Below are 18,823 nucleotides of genomic sequence, written 5' to 3'. Positions count from 1 at the left end.
TCCGGTCCCTGCGGGTAGAACCGGGCCAGCAGCTTGGCGTCATCGGGTAGGAGTCGGTCTGCCCAGGCTGGGGTTGTAATAGTAGTGCTCCTGCGCTCCGGGGACTTGGCCGTTGCGGGTGTTCTCGTAGGGTCGCACATGGACGTGCGGGGGCTGGTCGCCCACTCCACCCTCGCCGAACTGGTGGCCGGTGTAGTGGTCCTGGAACGCGATCAGCTCGTCCCGGTTGTTGAGGTAGATCTCCTCGGGGAAGTAGACCGGCTGGTAGTTCTCGTCCAGGATCTGCCGGCCGCTCGGCGTCGTGGACGGCACCATGCGGCTGTCCAAGGGGTCGGAACCAGGCGGGACACCGGCGTCGGCGAGTGCCTGCTGCTTGGCTTCGTCCCCGCTGACGTCGCAGCTCTGCAAGCCGAGCGGGTCGATCTGCCGGGTGGGGTTCGGTACGTAGGCTCCGGGGTTGACCGACGGCACCAGTCCCAGCGGGTCGGGCGAGGCGTACCGCCCGGTCTCCGGGTCGTAGTAGCGGAAGTGGTTGTAGTGCCAGCCGGTCTCCGGGTCGTGGTACTGGCCCGGGAACCTCAGGGGACAGGCCGTCCCGCCCGCCTGGGACAGCGTTCGACCCCAGAGGGTGCTCGTGCGTCGCCACCCGACCTCGCCGCGGGCGTCGACCAGTTCGGTCGGGCTGCCGACGACGTCCGCCACGATCGCGTAGAAGCGCCGGTCGACCTCGTCCTGGTCGACCTGGGCGATCGGGGTGGCCGATCCCGGCTGGTACTCCCAGGTGCTGGTAGTGCCGCTGCTGTGGACGTGCTCGACCAGTCGCGTGCCGTCCCAGGTGAAGTCCAACCGCTCCACGGGGTTGCCGGCCGCGTCGAACCGCTCCTTCGCGATCCGCCTGCCCATCGGGTCGTAGCGGTACCGCCAGGTGGTGCCGTCGGGGGTGGTCACGCCGGTGAGCCGGTCCTCGGCGTTCCAGGTGAAGCGCCACAGGCGCACCTGCCCCGACAGCGTGCGGTGCCGCCGTTGCACCACGCGGCCCTGCCGGTCGTGGACGTAGGAGGTTCGGCCCGCACTGCGCAGGCGCATGGCGGCGTACTCACGCGGTCCTTCGGACCCGAGGTCCGCGACCGGTAGGTCGGCGCGGGTGATGTTGCCGACGGAGTCGTAGTCGTAGCGCTCGGACCAGCCCTGCCCTTGCACGGAGACGACGCGTCCCCGCCGGTCCAACACCAACCGGCGCTCACCGGTCGGATCGGTTATCCCCTCGACGTGGCCGTCCGATCGGTACCGCCAGCTGCGGTGGGTGATCGGCTGCTTGGCCGCGACGACCTGTCCGGTCAACTGGTGGGCGGGCGACCACGACTGGGTGACGGTGAGCTCGCCCAGGCTCCGCTCCACCTGACGGCCCAGCGGGTCGTGCTGGAAGGCGAGGCTGCCACCGGTCGCGTGCAGCGCCACCGGGTTGCCCGCCGCGTCGTACTCCCAGGCGGAGGTCACGCCCACCGCGGTTTCGCGGAACACGCGCCTGCCGACGGCGTCGAACCCGGACCGGACGGTGCGTCCGGCGACGGTTTCGGCCAGCACGCGGCCACGGGCGTCCCGCTCGTAGACGACCTCGGTGTCCGGGTTGGTCGCCCGGATCACGCGACCGCAGGGATCGCGGTCGAAGGTGGCCGTCCCGGTCGGTGTGTGCTTGGCGACCACGTCACCGTGGACGTCGCGCTCGTAGACGACCGTCTCGCCCATGCCGTTGGTGCGGGTGGACAGCCTGCCGACGGCGTCGTGGGTGTAGGTGAGCACCCTGCCGTCGAAGTCCGCCTCCCGCCGCAGACGGCCTGCGGCGTCGTACTCGTAGTGCCAGCTCAACCCGTGCGGGCCGACGACCTCGACGAGTCGCAGTTCCGTGTCGTACGCGTACGACGTGCGGGCGCCGTCCGGAGCGGTGCGGGCCGCGGGGAGGTCGAAGAAGGTGAACTCCGTGCGGGTCACCTGCCCGAGCGCGTCGACGTGCTCGACCTGGTTGCCCTCGCCGTCGTAGCGCCACCGCTCGGTGCTGCCGTCGGGCCGGGTGCGCGACAGCAGCTTGCCCTCCACGGTCCAGCTGTACCGGGTGGTGCCGCCGAGCGCGTCGGTCGTGGCGGCGACGCGACCGAAGGCGTCCCGCTGGTGCCGGGTGGTGGCGCCGAGCGGGTCGGTGATCGTGATGATCAGCCCGGCGTCGTCCGTCTCGTACCGCGTGACGTTGCCGAGCGGGTCGGTGGTGAGGCTCAGGTGGCCGCGTTCGTCGTACTGGAACCTCGTGGTGGCGCCGGCCGGGTCCGTTTCGACCACCAGGTTGCCGTGGGCGTCGTACTCGCGCAGCCACCTGCCGCCGGCGGGATCGGTGACCTCGGTCGCCAGGCCCGCGCCGGCGTAGGCGGCGGTGACGGTGGTGCCATCCGGTCGGGTGATCGCGGTGACGTCACCCTCGCCGTCGTAGGCGTAGCGGGAGGTGTGGCCGAGCGGGTCGGTCACGGCCACCAGCCGGTCGAAGCGGTCCCACTCGCGGGTGGTCACCGCACCGAGCGGGTCGATCTGCCGCACCACCTGACCGAGCTCGTTGAGCTCGTAGGTGGTCGTGTTGCCCAGGGTGTCGGTGTGCGTGGTGCGGCGGTCCTCGTAGGCGAAGGTGCCGTTGAGCGCCCCACCGGAACCGATGGTCGTGGTGGCCCGGCCCTCGTCGTCGTAGACGTACCGGTACCAGACGCCGTTGCGGTCGGTCCAGGAGGTGAGCCTGCCGTCCTCGTCGTGGGTGAAGCGCAACGCCGCTCCGGACGAGTTCGTCACCTCGGCCAACTGCCCCGCGTCGTCGTAGGCGTAGCGCGTCAGGGTGATCGGCTCGGGCGCGGATGTCAGCCGCAGCGCCGTCACCCGTCCGTCGGTGGTGTCGACCGCGACCTCGTACCCGCCGGAGTGGCGCAACCGCGTCGGTAGGCCCTCGTCGTCGTGGTCGACGAAGATCTCACCGCCCGCCCGTCGTCGGACGGCCGTCAGGGGCAGCGTCGAGTGCGCGTCCCACTCCGCGCCGACGGGTTGGAACTCCCACGCCAACCCCCGCTGCGGGTGCACCACCTCGTAGCCCGCGCCGCTGCGCCGCAAAGACAGTCGCGGACCGAAGTCCGGCAGCACGGTCTCCGCACCCTCCGGCTTGGGGAAGCGCAGCAGGCGCCCGTCCTCCGTCGCCAGCCAGACGTGGACCGGGCCGACCTCGACCCGCTGGTCCAGGGTGGAGGCCCAGGACGGGCCGAACAACCGCCCGGCCCAGTAGGACGACTGGTGGTGCCGGGAGAACACGAGTGGCAGCAGGCCGGGCAACGTGGCATCGGTCTGCGACAGCACCACCTCGCCGGTGGCGACGTCGATCGGGTCGTCCTCGCAGAACGGCCGGTCGGCCGACTGGGAGGCGTTGTGGGGGTCGTCCACCGTGCTGTCGATGTCGCCGTCGCGTTGCCCGCTGTTCCCGGTGCGGTCGGCCTGCCGAGGGCTGTCCGAGGACGTGGGTGTCGAGCCGTCCGGACTGGTGGTGTCGGGAGTGGCCGGGCTATTCGGGGTGGTGGCCGCCGAGGGAGTGGTGGTGCCGGAAGGGGAGGTCGTGCCGGAGGGCGAGGTCGTGTCCGCTGTGCTCGACGGGCTGGTGGTGCCGTCCGGGCCCTTGACGGTGGGCGCGTCGGGTGCGCTGGGGGCGCCGGCCGGGCTGGTGGTGCCGGGGCTGCTCGGGCCGTCGGCTTTGCGGCCGAGCTTGCCCAGCTTCTCCATGATCTCGCCGAGCTTGTCGAGGACCTTGCGGATGCGCGGGGTGACGTTGCCGATCGTCTTGACGAGCTTGCGGACGAGGTCGGAGATGCGGTTGCAGACGCGGGCGATGGTGGAGGTGGCCTGGGCGACGATGACGGGCGTGGCGAGGCCGAGGGTGGCGACGGCTTCGAGTGCCCAGGTGATGAGCTTGCCGACGACCTCGGCCACCAGGTCGCGGATGATCTCGCGGACTGCGGAGACGACCTCGCCCATCACCATCACACCGGTGCCGATGCCGTCGGCCAGGGTGGCGGCGCCGGCGATGGCGTCCGCGGTCTGCGCGGCGTGGCCGCGATAGGCGTCGGCGGCGGCGCCCTGCCAGCCCGGCGCGTCCTGGGTGCCCAGGTCGGCGGCGATGCGGCCGACCTCGGCGGCGACGTTGCCCCAGGTCTCGCTGAACGAGCGGATCACCGGCGGGTCGCCGGCGAACCAGTCCAGGGCTTCCTTGAGCGGCTGCACGTGCTCGATCAGCCACCCCACGCCGTAGGAGGCCACCGTGCCGATCGGGTCGATGACCATCGACAGCACTTCCAACCCGACACCGACACCTCCCAGCCCGGCCGCGACCCAGCTTCCGTCGGAGATGCCCTGCGCCAGGTCGTTCGCGGACTCGGCGATGCCGATGCCGGTGACCGCCGTCGTGTCGCTCTTCGCCGTCGCGACCAGGGGGTTGTTCACGTGTTCATCCCGTCGAAGCGCGCCGCCTCGCCGGTCTCCTGCGCGTCGTAGGCGCGGGAGGTCTCACGCAGGTTCGCCGCGTTGTCCGACATCGTCTCCGCCGCCTTGACCAGGGCCTCCACGCCCATCTCCTCGAACGGCTGCAACAGCATCGCGAACGGTTGGCACACCACGCCGTAGGCGGAGTCGTTCATCGCCACCGTCCGCGCCGCGTCCGCCGCCGTGCGCAGCCGATCCGCCAGACCTTCCACCCGACCGGCCAACGCCCCGATCTCACCGGTAACGGCCTCGTACCCCGTCATCGCGTCACCCCAGATAGCTCTCGTCGGTGAAGTCGCCGTCGTCCCGGCGCGGTCGGTGCGGCGGCGCGGTGGGAGGGCTGTCCGCCTCGACCTGCGGGAAGTTGCGCTCGGCGGTGGCCACGATGTGCTGTCCCGATGCGGTATCCCCGACCGTCTCCCCCACGATCCGAGCCAACTCGGCCGGGTAGGCGGCCTGGGCCTGGCGCATCGCCTCCATCACCGCCGCCGCGATCTGCTCCGGGCGCAGCCGCGACACCGCCTCGGTCATGGACACGTCACTGGGGATGCCGTTGGGGCCGACGGTCACGCTGACCGCTCCACCGGCGGCCGACCGGGTGAGCGAGATCCGCTCGACCTCCTGCCGCATCGACTCGTACCGCGCCGCCTTCTGCTCGGCATCGCGCTCCCAGTCGTCGACCAGGCGCTGCACGTTGGCCAAGGGATCGGTCATCGGCTTCCCCTCCGGTGACGTGGAAATCGCGCCACGCTACCTCGTGTGGGACGGAGCCCGAGGCGGTTTCGTTCCCGAGGTTGCCGGTTCAGCCCAACAAGGCACAGCCGATCATCGGCTTGGCGGATCCGTCTCAGAGTTCTACTGGTGCCGCGCCCAGCCTCGGGTGCTGAAGGTAGCGGCGGCGCGGTAGGCGTGGATGCCCGCGGCCGGGTAGTCGATGAGCCGGTCGGGCAGGGCATCGAAGGGGAACCAGCGGACCGCGGAGCACTTGTCGGGTTCGCGGTTGATCGGTGTCCCGGTCCAGCGGCGGGCTTCGAAGAAGAGACCGAGGCGGGGTTCGGGACCCGAGCCGTTGACGTGGAGGGTGTGGACCAGGCGCAGGTCGGCAGGGTCGAGGTGGACGCCGACTTCTTCCTCGGCCTCACGGACGGCGGCGTCGAGGACCGATTCTCCCGCGTCGAGCTTGCCGGAGGGCAGGTGCCACAGGCCGTCGAAAAGTGGGTTGGTGTCGCGGCGGCGGGTGAGCAGGACGTCGTCATCGCGGACGAGGAGGACGTGGACGTCGATCAGGTGCCGGTCGGCCATGGGTCCTCGGAAGCTGCTCACGCGGTTCGGGGCCCGGCGCAGCTTACGCGGTGTGTGATTCGTCGGTGTCGAGGTCGGCAGCAACGGCTGTGGCTGCGGCGAAGTTCTTCGTCGGAACCACTCGGCCGGGTTACCGCGACCTGGAGCACGGAACCGACAACATTTCGTCCGGAGCAACCGTCTGTCCAGACCGGTCGCCGCAGTCCACAGTGGACGGAAAAGCAAGATCACCCGCCACCTGCATTACCGCAGGTCAGCGGGCGATTCATGTGCTGTATTCAATTGGGGAGCTGAGGGGACTCGAACCCCTGACCCTCACGCCGCCAGCGTGGTCCGACCATTCCCCTGACCAGCGCAAACAGAGAACCCGCACGTCAGCCGGTGCCGTTCACCGCCGTTCGAAGCCGTAGCACGTCGTTCAACTCCACCGCCTGCTCCAGATCTGCTCCACATGCAGCGGCATGAATAACGGAATCAACTGAACTCATTCATCGAACGTGTGTTCACCTCTTGCGACGTAGAACTTGATTTGCGCTTGCAACGCTTCGTCCGCAGCACCTAAGGCCAGGGTGGACAGCAACGTCTGCGCCGGCTTCTGCCTCGACTTGCGCCGGTGCAACTTCTCCGCCCTCGACGCCTCGCAACAGCGCGCAGGGCGAACCCGGAATCGATTACATCCGGCCAGCTGACGCCGACGAGCGGTACATCATCCACCCGCTAAAGCTGAGACACCGGACGACTACACCAAGGCGGTCAACGACTTTCCGCCCGCCATGCGGGAGCCACTGACGCCGTCCAAGCCCCGTGTCGCTCGAGCCTCACCGTGGCGGCGTCAAGGGAAGTTCAACCGAGATCGACCCCATAGACGCATTTGGACCACCGAACAAGCCCGCGACCCACCGACGACCAAACAGGCGGAGAAGCACTCGAAGCTCCTCGTGGCAGTCCTACTCTGTCGAGAAGTCACCGCGGAAGCACCGCCATGTCTCATGCGCGCTCGAGGCTCCTCGACATCGGGCTGAAGAAGACCCGCTTCCGAGCAATCCTCGCAATATCCAGGTCTTCCGCAGATCACGTGCCGATTCACTCGAACGTGTGCAATCGAGTACCATCGGCGTTACCATGCCCAGTACCGTCAGGTGACCATCCAGGGGTAGTAAGTGCCGCACCGACCCGAGTCTTCCGCGCTCGATCCGGATGCAAGTCGATTAATCAGAAAGATGATCGTCCGATCCGGCGATAAAGATTTCCCTTTGCGTCGATTGTACGTACACGCCACGCCGGAAATTGCCGATCAGATCAAGGTCGCCTCCGAAGGTACGGCGAACGAGATACCGGTGCCGCTCTACCGGATAGCCGAGTACACCCACGCCTTCGAGTACCCGCGAGGCGTTCCCGACTGGTTACCCTCCCTGCTAGACCAACTGGAGCGGTCACTGACGCCGGTCGTACGCCCAGCCAATCTGGACCTGGTCCTTGTACTGGGTCGGTACAAACCGACGCGGTCGGATCAGAACACGTCGATCGGCGCCCGATTAAGCGTGGCCAAGTACAGTCCCAAAGACGACAGGACCCGGCGAAGCGCGCGAGTAGACGTGGTGGCCGCCTTGTCGAACGCCATCGAAGGACATCGCCTGCTCGCGAGTGCGTCGCACCTCGTCGCTGTGCCCGGCCACACGGCCGACGGGACCAGCTTCGGCGAGTGGCTCGTCGCCGAGGTCGCCCGGAGCACGGGCAAGCGACTCGTGGAGACCACGGATCCCGGAGGCATGCGGCTACCGGCGAAGGAACGGCATGCAGATGCTTCGCCCCCGACGTTCAAGATCGAGGAGACGCTTCCCGGTACTTCGGTCGTGGTGGTCGACGACGTGTACCGATCCGGAACCAGCATGGGTGCCGCCGCGCGAGCGGCCCGCGCCGCCGGAGCCGCTAAGGTCTTCGGATTGGCCGTCGCCCTCGTGGGGAAGTGATCCGGTGCTCGACCTGCGTCATGCCCTCACTGCGTTCGCCAAGCTTAAGAGCCCTGGCAAGATCTCGGCCTATCTAGCGGAGCACGGCCGGCACTCGCTCGCCGACCTCTACGAGGAACTCGACAACGAGACCCGCGACAAGGTCGACCAGCAAAGCGAATCTTTAGACCGCATGGGTGTCGGTGTTTTCGTGCACCTGCCGTCAGATTTCCCCGATGCGCTCGTCGTCGATGGCAGACCCTTGGCACCGATCGTGTTCCACTGGGGAAACCCAAAACTCCTGGATGAGCCTTCGATCGCAATCGCAGGTGCACGGTCGGCCGAAAAACGGGCTCTCGACGCTACTCGGGCGTGTGCCAAGACGGCCGTTGACCGCGGGTTTGTCGTGGTTTCCGGCTACGCGAAAGGCGTCGACACCGTAGCCCACCTGGCTGCCCTCGAATCAGGCGGCCGAACCGCCGCAGTTCTCGCGGAAGGCTTCAACCACTTCAAGGTCAAAGAGATCTACCGGGAGCACTTCGACCAGGAGCGGGTGGTCGTGCTCTCGCAGTTCGCCCCGGCACAGCCTTGGCGTGCGCACGCCGCGATGACTCGCAACAAAGTCGTCTACGGCATGAGCCGTGCACTGCTCGTAGTCGAAGCCGGCGAAAGCGGCGGAACCCTCGCAGCTGGCGAGGGCGCTCTCGCTGCGCGCAAGCCGGTCTACGTCGTCGATTTCGGGGACGAGACCCTCGCAGGCAGTCGACTGCTGGTACGGCGCGGTGCTGTGCGAGTGCGGTACCGCAGCGAGTTCGACGAGGTGCTCACCGGTCTGTTGGCCGCGCAGGAGTCGGGCCAGCAACAGCTCTACTGAGCCCGTAGGTTCCCAGAACTCCGCAACGGGTCACCCACGTTGGGAACTTGCCCCTGGATGTCGGAAACCAGACATACTTGGATCCTGACGATCCGGGTGGACAAGAGTTTCGTTCAGATGGTGATGAAGCACCATCCGCCGGAGTTCCGGGCCGAGGCGGTCGCGCTCTACCGGTCCCCGCCCCGGCGTGACGATCAAATCGGCCCCCGCCGCCGTTGGGTTTCACCGGAAGACTCCCGTGACCACCTCAACTCGATCTGGAAGGCGTTCTGTTCGTTGAAGGCGGACCGGGTGCTGTTGCGCCCGGTACTCCCGCCGAGGCCTGGTGCCCTACCGGCACGTCGCGTCGCTCCAACGGCGACTGGACGACCGGATCCCGGGAGGCCGCAGCCCTCGACGCGACCGGCTAGGCGTACCCGGCATTGGGCCAGTACGAGGACTCCGCCGAGTCGCGGCCTGCAACGATTCGATGGCGCACCGCCTACGCGCCGAAGCCAACGTCCTACGCCAGCCTCCCGCCGACGACCTGACCATCGTCCCGCAAATCGGGTACGCGGTTCAGGACATCCACCGGGGCCTGATCCAGTCAGACGATCCGCGCGTCGCAGTCACACCCGAGACGCACGAACCCCACCACACCAACGAACTGAGCCCAACAACCGCCAATCCATGTCAGCTGCGGCGAAGTGCAGCTAACAAGTTGATCCGCCAGCGTGGTCCGGCCACTTCCCTGACCGGCACAAACCGAGAAACAGCACGTCAGCCGATGCCGTTCATCGTCGTTCGAGGCCGTCGCACGTCCTTTGACTCCACCGCCTGCTCTAGATCTGCTCCACGCGCAGCGGTGTGAATGACGGGGTGCCCTGGCTCACCTGCCGAGCACCCGGCCCCACACCACATCACCCCTTCGACATACCGACCAGCGGTTCGAGCACGTCGAACGCCGACTGCCGGGTCAACTCCTCATGGAACCGCTGGTTCCGATATCCGCGCAAGCAGCCGTAACAAGAGGTCTCGGCACCGCAGTCGCAGTCGCGGACCCGATCCCGCGCCGCCTCGACGACCCTGTCCAGCGCCTCGGCGATGCGCAGTACCCCACCGGCACCTCCGGGAACGGTGTCGAATAGGACGATGCCGATACCGCCGCCCGGACGCGGGTGAAGGGTGCCGTCGATGTCATCCCTGTTCAGCTCCAGTCGCTCGGCCGCACCTTCGAGCAGGGCGTACAGCAGCGATCGCCAAGCACCAGGGTCGGGTGTCAGAGGCCCGACCAGGGGACCGAAGGTGATATTCATCAGGTCCGTCTCGTAAGGGTGAGCTAGTGAGCGCTGCCTCATCGGCCCCGTGCACTCGGTGCCCCGGAGCAGGTGCTCGTGCGTCGATTTCGGCCTACTGCCGTCGAGCGCACGACCGGCACCGCACCAATCGCAGATCAGGTATCCCGTGCGGTTAGGCCCCTCGGAAAGGGCGATCAATCGGCCGCGCGACCCGGCCACCACATCCAAGGCTCCACCGCTGGGCGCCAGCCAGGTAGTCGTCGTGGTCGCCTCGGCCGCCAGCGCGAGGACGTGGGTCGCCCCGTTCCAACTCCGCTTCGGCGGCGTGGTAGTGGTTCGACGTGGCTCCGGTTCCGTGACGAAGCCGAACTCGGGGACGTAGTACTGCCTCGGCGCACGGGTCGCGACCACCGAGCACGAGGGACAGGTCGGATCGATGTCGTCCTCGCCTTCCCAGTAGTGCCGGCAGTGCTCGCACACGAAGTAGTGCTTGCCGATCAGCTCCCGGTCGGGAAGCCGGTAGACGCCTCCCGAGCGCCACAGGTGGCCACCTGCTACGACCTCGCCGCCTGGGGCGTACTCGTGAATGGCCGCTGACAGGTCGCGCGTGAGTTCCAGCTTGCGGCCGACCGGGGAGCTCGAGTAGGTGGTGCGCAGCTCGACGGTGTCGACGGGAAACCCGTATTTCGGCAGGACGTTCCGGTTGGCGAGGAAACCCAGTAGATCCCGCTTGGTGAGCGTGTTGATCGCCATCTCGTAGCGGGTGACGAGGTGGCCCTTCCGGTCCTCAAAGGCCCGCAGCCTGCGCTCTTCGAAGATCGTGACGTCCTGCACGAGCTGGGCGCGAACCTCCTCCAGCAGCTTGCTCAACTCGTTCACCCACGCGTCGGTGTCCACGCCGATCTCATCCCGGACTCGTTCGGGAAGGACGCGCACCAACGACTGGCGAACCTCCGGTGGAACAGGCGAGAGGAACGCGTGGACGCGAGTGGACGGCGCCCGGTCACCAAGAAAGAAGTCACCGGCGGTCGACCAGGTCTCACCGGCGGTCCGCTTGGCGTGCCGGAAGAACGCGGACAGCGCGATCGAGTGGGCGTGGCGCCGGTCGATCCGCTCGTTGCCGAGGGGCACGTGTGGCGCCCGGGTCTCGCCCGCGATCATCGAAACCGGGTCGGCGTAGCGGGTGAGGTCGTGGGAGCGCCGCTGCGCGTAGGTCACCACCAACGCCGCCGAGTCGGTGCGCCGGCCCGCCCGACCGGCGCGCTGCACGTAGTTCGCGGTCGTCGGGGGCATGTTCCGCAGGACCACGGACTGGAGTTCCCCGACGTCCACACCGAGCTCGAAGGTGGTCGAGCACGATAGTATGTTGACCTGTCCGTTGACGAACCGCTGTTGGATGTCAGCGGCTTCCTGGCTGGTCCACTGCGCAGTGTGCTCCATCGCCAGCATGGGCACCGGGTTCATCGACGCGTACATCAGCCGATAGTGGTTGTTGTCCTCGGCTGCGGGCGGAACGGTGAACTCGTGGAGCCGCCCCGGACACCCGAGGGTGGGGCAGACGCCCCGAACCGAGAGTGACGTGATCCGCCGGCAGAGGTCGCAGCGGTGCACGGGACGCGTCGTCGATGCCAGCTGGAGCCAGGTGTGGTCGATTCTGCGGACCGTCCCGAGTCCGCGGATGTTCTCCGTGGTCAACCATCCGTCCCGCCAGCTACTGATCAGTTTCCAACACCCGCGCAGGAGTGCGGTGGCGTCCATGTCCGAACCCAATGCCCGCAGGACGCGGTCCGCGTAGTCGAGTCGACGGTTCACCCCTCGCGTAGGCAGCCAGCTCAGCACCTTCCGCTTGCGTTCGGCGCCGTCCTCGCGAACGTAGATGGGCCCTCGGCGAGGGTCGAAAGCCTCGTCGTTCGGGTCCACCCCCTCCGGCATGTCGAGGACGCCTTGCTGTCGGAGGCTGCGGAGCAGTTCCTCCAGGAACGCCCACCCTTCGTCCTCTGTGAGCCCGAGGGCACGGAGAGGTGGGGGAAGTTGCCAACCGCGGCCGCGGCCCATCTCGACCCGGAGCAGTCCCAAGCCCTCCAAGGACTGGCGGTCGTCGACGGACACCAGTTCCTGCATGATCCACAACAGGACTTCGCGCTCCCGCTGTTGACGAGACATGCGGCGGGTGAAGACGCCGGCGAGATCAGCTGCTTTCGCCGCGTGGAAGGCCAGATCGGCGATGCCGGCGGATTCGTCGTCACGAGCTGCCGCGGCCAGTCCCTTCAGCAGGAGCGAGCGGTGCTGGATGCCCGAGTAGCTCGACTCCAGGTAGGGCGCGAAGAACGCCGCCGCCTGCCTGCTGTCGCTGAACGTCAGCAGCTTGCGCCCCTCGCCGGGCTGATCCGCCAGGTCGTCGTCGGGCGACGGCGGTTGCGCCTGGTAGAGCGCGGTCGCCAGGACGGACACCGCCGCGTCGTTACCGCTCTCGAACAGGCGCACCATGCCCGACTGGCCCCTCGCCCCGCACGAGGCGCACCCGCTGGGGGAATCCTCGTGCGTGTCGAGCAGGCGGACGGGCCAGAGCAGGTCGCCGGTGCAGCCCGCCTTCCCGCACTCCGCGCGCGGAGCGGTGTGGAGAACGCCACACGACACGCACAGGAAGCGGTCCTGGGCGGTGAGTTGCCGTGTGTCCTCCAGCGCCTCGTCGTCCTGGTCCACCAGCATCGGCGCGTCACCGAGCAGCAGCCAGCCCTTCCTGCCCTCCGCGCCGGCCCGCGGGACGAACCGGTCACCGTTGAGCACTGTGCCGGTGAGGTGGACGGCACCGCACCGCTTGCAGGCGCCGAACTCGAACATCGCGCCTTCGCAGGACGGGCATGTCTCGTGCCTGCCGAGCGACACGTGCGGCCCGGACGAGGTCAGGCAGGTGAACGCACCTTCGGTGGCGCGGGCGAACAGGTGGTAGCGGGCGGACAGCACCGGGGAACCGCTGCTGTCGTGGACCGCGCTCCCCACCGCGACCATCGCCGCCAGGGCCTCGCGCGGGTGTTCCTCCGCGGGCAGCAGTTCGGCGGCGAGCGCGTCGAGCGTGTCGGGTCGTCGCGCCAGTGTGATCCGCAGCTCGGCCATGCCGGATTCATGGGCGAGCGCCGTCCCGGCGTCATCGGCGGCGAACCCGTGCTCCTTCGCGAGCCGCAGGACCTCCGCCCCGAGGTCGGCTTCGAGGGCGAGTTCGCGGTAGGCGGCCCCCGGCAGCGGCCCCCAGAACGGTCCTGTCGGCATCTCCACCCGGGCCGCCCTGACGAGGTCCTGACGCGTCGGGTCGTCTTCCACCCAATCGAAGGGGGCGTCGAACAGCTTGGTCGCGAAGTTCATCACCTTGGGCGGGTCGTCGCCGACGGTCGCGCTCGTGGCGATGCACTGCACCTTCGCGTCGGGAGCCACCCGGTCGCGCAACCTGCGCAGCAGCATCGCGACCTCGGCGGCCTTGGCCCCGTCGTAGACGTGGGCCTCGTCCAGGACGACGTACCGCCAGCTCCGCCCCTCGAACAGCTCCAAGTCGGCCGGCCTGAGCAGCAGGTACTCCAGCATCGCGTAGTTGGTCAGCAGCAGGTGCGGTGGCTGTGCCCGCATCTCCTCGCGGCTGAGCAACTCGTTCGACAGGCGGGGCTGTCCCGGGTTGAGCGCCTCGAAGGACTCGACGCCTCGACGCACGCTGTCCGGGGTGTCCCCCGTGTAGCGGCCGAACGTGATGGCCGGGCTGTCCGCCAGCAGGCTCCTGAGCCTCTTGAGCTGGTCGTTGGCAAGGGCGTTCATCGGGTACAGCAGCAGGGCGCGCACCCCCGGCCCGAGTTCGCCGCGGGCGTGCTCAGCGGCCAGCGAGTTCAGCACGGGCAGCAGGAAGCTCTCGGTCTTGCCGGACCCCGTGCCGGTGGCCACCACCAGGTTCCGGCCTCGCGCCGCCTTGTGCAGTGCCTGCTCCTGGTGCTGGTAGAGCGGGCGGTCGAGCGGCAACGCCCGGCTTTCCAGGCTCGCGAAGGACGAGGTGAGGACACCCTGGTCGATCAGCTCGCGCAAGGTGGCGCCGGTGGCGTACGGCGGTGTGGCTTCGAGCAAGGGCCCCTTGGTGAGCATCGGGCTCCGGGCGATCTCCTCCGCGAGCGCGCTCGCGATGCGCGGCTCCCGGAGCGGGAGCAGCGACCCCAGGTACCGCCGGTAGCTCTCGACGATGAGCTCACTGGTCGCCAGCGAGTCCAAGGTGCGGTTCACCCTGCTCCCCCTCTTCATGCGTGATCAACAGCTCGGCCAGGACCAGGTCGAGCACGACGAGTTCGGGAGCGATCCCGGCCAAATCCGCCCACACCTGTCGGAATCCCCGCTCGACGCCGCGACAAGCCGGAACCCCTCTGGCGGCGAGTCTCGCGACGACGGCGAACGCACAGGACGCGGCCGGGATGTTCCACCACCCCGTCCTGCCCGCCGGTGGCTTGCGGGCCTCGATCTGAACCCGGAGCACCGGCCGGTCCACCACCAGGTCCGCCAGACTCCTCAGCCACGTCGAGGCCGACCGCCCCACGTCCCCGACGCGGTCTTCGTCGCGCCGGTCGAACAGCCGGCGAGCGGCGACCGCCCTGCTGTCGGCGTCCAGCAGGCCGTGCGGCACCACTTGGGCGGCCCGCCACAGGCCCTCCAACTGCGGGGGTGACATGGCGGTCAACGGAATCGTCTCGGGGCCGAACCGCCCGACACCCGCGTGCGGGTCGTTCCCCTTGGCGACGATCACGTCGACGGAGTCACCGCACTGGCGGCGGGCGGCGTCGAGGCAATCGTCGTCCGCGGCGGCTCCGACGAGGGCTCCGGCCAGGGGTGACACCGCCCAGAGCAGCCGCGCCGCCTCGGCGTGATGGCGACCGGGCACGCGGGACGACGCCAGTCCGGCCGAGATCACCGCGGTCACGGTCTGGTCCGGGGCCAGGTGCAGGTCGACCAGCGCCTTGAGCGCGTCGATGGTGCTCCGCCGCAACGGCCCCGCGCACGTGTCCCGAAAGTCGACGACATCACGAGCGTTGCGCAGTCGAGGCGCCAGGTGGATCAGCATCCAGAGCCGGCGCAGGTCACGGACGCCCGCCGGGAACCCACTCGCACCCGAGACGAACCGGGACAGCGCCTCCTCTTCAGGATCTCCGCAGGCCAGATGCCCTTCGCCGAATACCCTGGTGTACTGCTCCGGCCAGCTGGGCCACTCGACGGGCACCCAGGGGTCGTCGACCCGCAGGTCCACGAGCAAGGGACCCGCGTGGCGCAACTCCGGCGGCAGGGCGACGCTGCCGTCACCGGTCACCGGCACGACGGCCGGAGCCCGCCACGGCGCCGTCGTCGCGTAAACACCGGCGGTGAGGCCGTCCATCGGGACCGGCTCCACCAATTGGAGGTGGTCGCCCGCTCGCCGGACGCCTTCCGCGAGGCGGCGTGGCCGGACCGTCGCCAACCGGACCGGTCTCCCACCGAGGTCGAGCACCAGCTCCACACCGTGGTGTTCTGCGACGGTGTCCGCAACGCGGACGAGGTCGTAACGCGCCGTACCGGCCTCGACCCGACCACTCGGCGGCACCGTCTGGACGACCGCTCCCGGCACGGCCACCTGGAGCGGTGGGACGTCGGCGGCTTCCGGCACGCGCACCAGCAGCACGCCCGGCTGATCGGCGAACACGTCGGCGGCGATGCGCAGAGACCCGGCCGACCAGACCAGCGACTGATCGGCTCGCTCGTGCATCACCTGCAGGTGCGGCGGCGTGACGACCAGCGGTTCGGTCTCGGTCGGAGTGCGGTACTCGACAACCTCGGCCCTCACGTCCGAAGCGAAGTCGAGGACGCGCGGAGCAGCCGTGGCCCCGACCGGTGCGATCAGTTCCGCCCGCCCACGCTCCAGCCCGCTCCCCTCGAAGACGCGCACCGCCGGCTGGAAACGGCTCTCCAGCCCTTCCGCGACGAACAGGGTGCGATTCAGTCCTCGACCGAGCGGTCCGCGCACCGTGATGTCGAAGGACCCCAACACCGGATGCGGCAAGTCTTCCCACAGTCCCGTGAACGAGTGCGGCGCTGTCACGGTGCGGCTCGTGGACAGGATGGGAATGTCATCGCCACCGCGCCGGAGCTCGATGGTCCACTTCGTCTCCGCGTCCTCACGACCCGGCAGCCAGATCGCGGGGAGTTCCGCGTGCACGGGGGTGCCGTACGGGGTGGTGATACCGACGACGGGGCGACCGAGCTCCACCCGCGGCCGCGCGTAACCACGGATGGGACGTCGCGTAGTCGGAATACCCGCCAACTCCAAGGAGCGGACACCGGCAAGGCGCACTTGCCTGAGCCTCCAACCCGTCCACCCGAGGGGGAGCTGGCCTTCGATGGTGACCCGGAGCGGGCCATCCCCGGCCAGTTCGTGCTCATCCGGGTAGACGACCCAGACGTCGTCGGGAGGCAGGGGCATGTTCGCCGCCAAGCGCCTGCCGTCGGCCGTGAAGACCAGGAGCGGGGACTTGGCGTCGACGACCGTCAACTCCGTCCGGTCACCACCGTCATCCGTCGCGACCACCACCGTGCGGACCGGCTGCAACAGCGTGAAGGCGGAGGGTGGCACCGACTCCGCCACCCCCTCCCACTGCGCCTGGCCGCGAACCGTCCTGGTGATGCCGTCGGCGGTCACCGTCCACGCAGCGGAGCCGCCGAGCACTTCATCGAGCGCGGGCAGGATCACCTCCACGCCGCGTCCGAACGGGTCGAGCCCGATGCGGGGCCGCTCGACACGACGGCGGCTCGAAGCGCCGGAACGCCGCGGCTGAAGCCGCAGGACACCGGCGGAAGCAAGTTCCTGGGCACGAATCGCCACCCGTGCCGGCAGTGCCACCCCCTCCAGGTCTGGGGTGAAGTCGCCGAGCCGGTCCAGCAGGTCGTAGGTGCGACCCACGAAGTCGAGCGCGTAGTCACTTCCGTGCTGCAGGAACCGGCGGGCAGGCACGTCCAGTTCATTGATCCTGTTGGGCACCGCGATCGCCCAGTCGAGAAACCCCTCGGGGTCGAGATCCGGGTCGAGAGCCCTGCGGTGGGCAAGGAGGTGGAAGTAGTCGTCCAGGCAGTAGGTCGGGATGCCCGTGTGCATGAGGATCGGCCCCACGTACTTGGTGCGCATCTCCGCGAAGTCGGGCATGCCGAGTCGACGAACCGCGGTGTGGAAGCCCTGTCCCCAGATGACCCGATCCCGCTGGTCACCGTCGTACTCCAAGCCCTCCCACAGCTCTGGCCACAGCTCACCCTGCCGGTATTCGCGGGCGGCGATCCCTGTGAGGGCAACGGCGACGCAGGCGGGCCATCGCGTGAAGATCATTTCCGCGTGCCCTCGGGCGAGCCACTTGTCGTACATCCGACCAAGGGCCTTCGCCGCCTGCCTCGAGTGCTCGTCTTTGACCTCCAGCTCCGCCACTAGCGAGCACCCCCGAAGGCGGGACGACCACTGCTTCTCCCGGAGGTTGAGCAGCTCGTCGGAGGTAACTTTCGGAGGTGCGCTGACAGCCGCACTTCGCTCTACGACCATCGTCGTCCTCCTCGTGCAGTCAGGAGTGTTGACCGACTCATCGCCAGGGCGCACCGACCGTTACACCGCACATCCAGAAGACAGCGATGCCTCACGACAGCAGCGGATAGGCCGCTCGCGGAAACCCGGTCGAGGAGCCTGCGACGACCAGGACAGCGCGGAATCGCGAAAATTTCTCCCCTTGCAACAGCGAATGCCCATTTCCATTCGCCGTCGCTCGCATGTGAACAAGGAGTTTCACCGCGACGGTGCACGTCATGGCGCAGTTGGAGCGGGAAGGGAGGCTCCTGGTGAGCTCGACCGGCCGGTAGAGAGGTTCCCTCGGTCTCGTGTATGCGGCGGCCGTCCGCAAACAGAAGGAACACTTGGTTGGTGACGATTCCTCCTGGAGCCACATGATCGGCGGGTACTGGAAGAAGATGTCGACGCGGGTACGCAGATGGCGCCTGTGTCAGACCTGCTCGCGCCACCAGTCGTCGCCGAAGTCGTGCCAGTGCTCACCGACCGAAGCCGTCCCGCTGCTGACCGCGGCACTGGACGGGACCACCGCCTGTCCATCGCCGGCGGTGAGAGTGCGCTGCGCGGCCTGAGCCACGCCCACCGACTCCTCGGCGACGCCGCACGAGCCCACCAGTTCATCCGGGACGCACTGAACCATCGCCCGCGACCACCGCACCCCGGCTAGGCACTGGGCCGGTACGAGAACGCCACCGAGTTCCACCGGTACGCGGTGGACACGTTCCGGCGATTCGACGAAAGATGGGCACTGGCCGTCGCGCTGCACAACCTGGCGACGGCCCTGCTCACCAACGACGACTCACAGACCGCAGCAACCTATCTGGATGAGGCAGCAGCCCTGCTCGCGGCCTACGACGACCCGGCGGCGCGCCACCTAAGCACCGAGGTCGAAGCCCTGCACCGGCCTCCCGCCAACGACACACCCACGACCTGACCACCGCCCCGCAGATCGAGGCGCGCGGTTCAGCACACCTATCAGGTCCGGTCAGCCAAGCAATCCGCGCCGCAGTCATAACCGAGACGCACGGACCCCGCCACATCAACGAACCGCGCCCAACACCCGCCAATGCACGCCAACTGCAATCCACGTCTTCAAGAAACACGAGACCGCCGCAGGATGAAGCGCCCAGTGCCACGGGCTACACCAGCCACCTCCTACGAGGACAGGTCCAGTTCCTCACCGAATGCTCGTCATCACGGTCAACGGCCCCCAATTGCCCGCCGAAGCAACTCAACCTCTACGGTGTTTCACAACTATACTTCGACAGCTTGGATTAAG

Annotated in this window: 10 protein-coding genes; 3 read left to right on the top strand and 7 right to left on the bottom strand. The window is 68.5% G+C overall.

What is annotated here, in order from left to right; all coding sequences use genetic code 11:
* Positions 1-39 precede the first annotated feature (39 nt).
* The 4 genes from ACQPYE_RS05545 to ACQPYE_RS05530 all read right to left on the bottom strand — a co-directional run bounded on the left by ACQPYE_RS05545 (position 40) and on the right by ACQPYE_RS05530 (position 5,853).
* Positions 40-4,512 (bottom strand): RHS repeat-associated core domain-containing protein, encoded by a 4,473-nt coding sequence (locus ACQPYE_RS05545; protein ID WP_498719659.1) that lies wholly within the window; start codon positions 4,510-4,512, stop codon positions 40-42.
* Positions 4,509-4,814 (bottom strand): type VII secretion target, encoded by a 306-nt coding sequence (locus tag ACQPYE_RS05540; RefSeq protein ID WP_498719657.1) that lies wholly within the window; start codon positions 4,812-4,814, stop codon positions 4,509-4,511. Before ACQPYE_RS05540 ends, ACQPYE_RS05545 begins: the two co-directional genes overlap by 4 nt.
* Before the next feature lie 4 nt (positions 4,815-4,818).
* Complete coding sequence (locus ACQPYE_RS05535) at positions 4,819-5,265, bottom strand: YbaB/EbfC family nucleoid-associated protein (RefSeq protein WP_498719656.1); 447 nt, start codon at positions 5,263-5,265, stop codon at positions 4,819-4,821.
* 141 nt (positions 5,266-5,406) lie between these two features.
* The gene (locus ACQPYE_RS05530; protein ID WP_498719653.1) at positions 5,407-5,853 is read right to left on the bottom strand and encodes an NUDIX hydrolase; all 447 of its coding nucleotides are present in this window, start codon (positions 5,851-5,853) and stop codon (positions 5,407-5,409) included.
* A gap of 1,220 nt (positions 5,854-7,073) precedes the next feature.
* Between ACQPYE_RS05530 and ACQPYE_RS05525 the strand changes: the two genes are divergently transcribed.
* The gene (locus tag ACQPYE_RS05525; protein ID WP_498719652.1) at positions 7,074-7,823 is read left to right on the top strand and encodes a hypothetical protein; all 750 of its coding nucleotides are present in this window, start codon (positions 7,074-7,076) and stop codon (positions 7,821-7,823) included.
* A 4-nt stretch (positions 7,824-7,827) separates the two neighbouring features.
* On the top strand, positions 7,828-8,676 hold the full coding sequence (locus ACQPYE_RS05520) for a DNA-processing protein DprA (protein ID WP_498719650.1): 849 nt from the start codon (positions 7,828-7,830) through the stop codon (positions 8,674-8,676).
* Positions 8,677-9,575: 899 nt separating this feature from the next.
* Here the strand turns inward: ACQPYE_RS05520 and ACQPYE_RS05515 are convergent.
* The 3 genes from ACQPYE_RS05515 to ACQPYE_RS05505 all read right to left on the bottom strand — a co-directional run bounded on the left by ACQPYE_RS05515 (position 9,576) and on the right by ACQPYE_RS05505 (position 18,184).
* On the bottom strand, positions 9,576-14,207 hold the full coding sequence (locus tag ACQPYE_RS05515) for a DEAD/DEAH box helicase (RefSeq protein WP_498719648.1): 4,632 nt from the start codon (positions 14,205-14,207) through the stop codon (positions 9,576-9,578).
* Positions 14,173-17,415, bottom strand: coding sequence for a hypothetical protein (locus ACQPYE_RS05510; protein WP_498719646.1), 3,243 nt, complete (start codon positions 17,413-17,415; stop codon positions 14,173-14,175). Before ACQPYE_RS05510 ends, ACQPYE_RS05515 begins: the two co-directional genes overlap by 35 nt.
* A 562-nt stretch (positions 17,416-17,977) precedes the next feature.
* Positions 17,978-18,184, bottom strand: coding sequence for a hypothetical protein (locus ACQPYE_RS05505; protein ID WP_498719644.1), 207 nt, complete (start codon positions 18,182-18,184; stop codon positions 17,978-17,980).
* Between the two features lie 72 nt (positions 18,185-18,256).
* Here ACQPYE_RS05505 and ACQPYE_RS05500 point away from each other — a divergent pair, with 72 nt between their 5' ends.
* Positions 18,257-18,478 carry a hypothetical protein gene (locus ACQPYE_RS05500; RefSeq protein WP_498719642.1) on the top strand — a complete coding sequence of 74 codons (222 nt, stop codon included), beginning with the start codon at positions 18,257-18,259 and terminating at the stop codon, positions 18,476-18,478.
* The last annotated feature ends 345 nt before the right edge of the window (positions 18,479-18,823 follow it).

Origin of the sequence: Actinosynnema sp. CA-299493, from assembly GCF_050946825.1 — a bacterium.
GTDB lineage: Bacteria > Actinomycetota > Actinomycetes > Mycobacteriales > Pseudonocardiaceae > Actinosynnema.
This window is presented reverse-complemented; position numbering and strand designations above follow the sequence as displayed.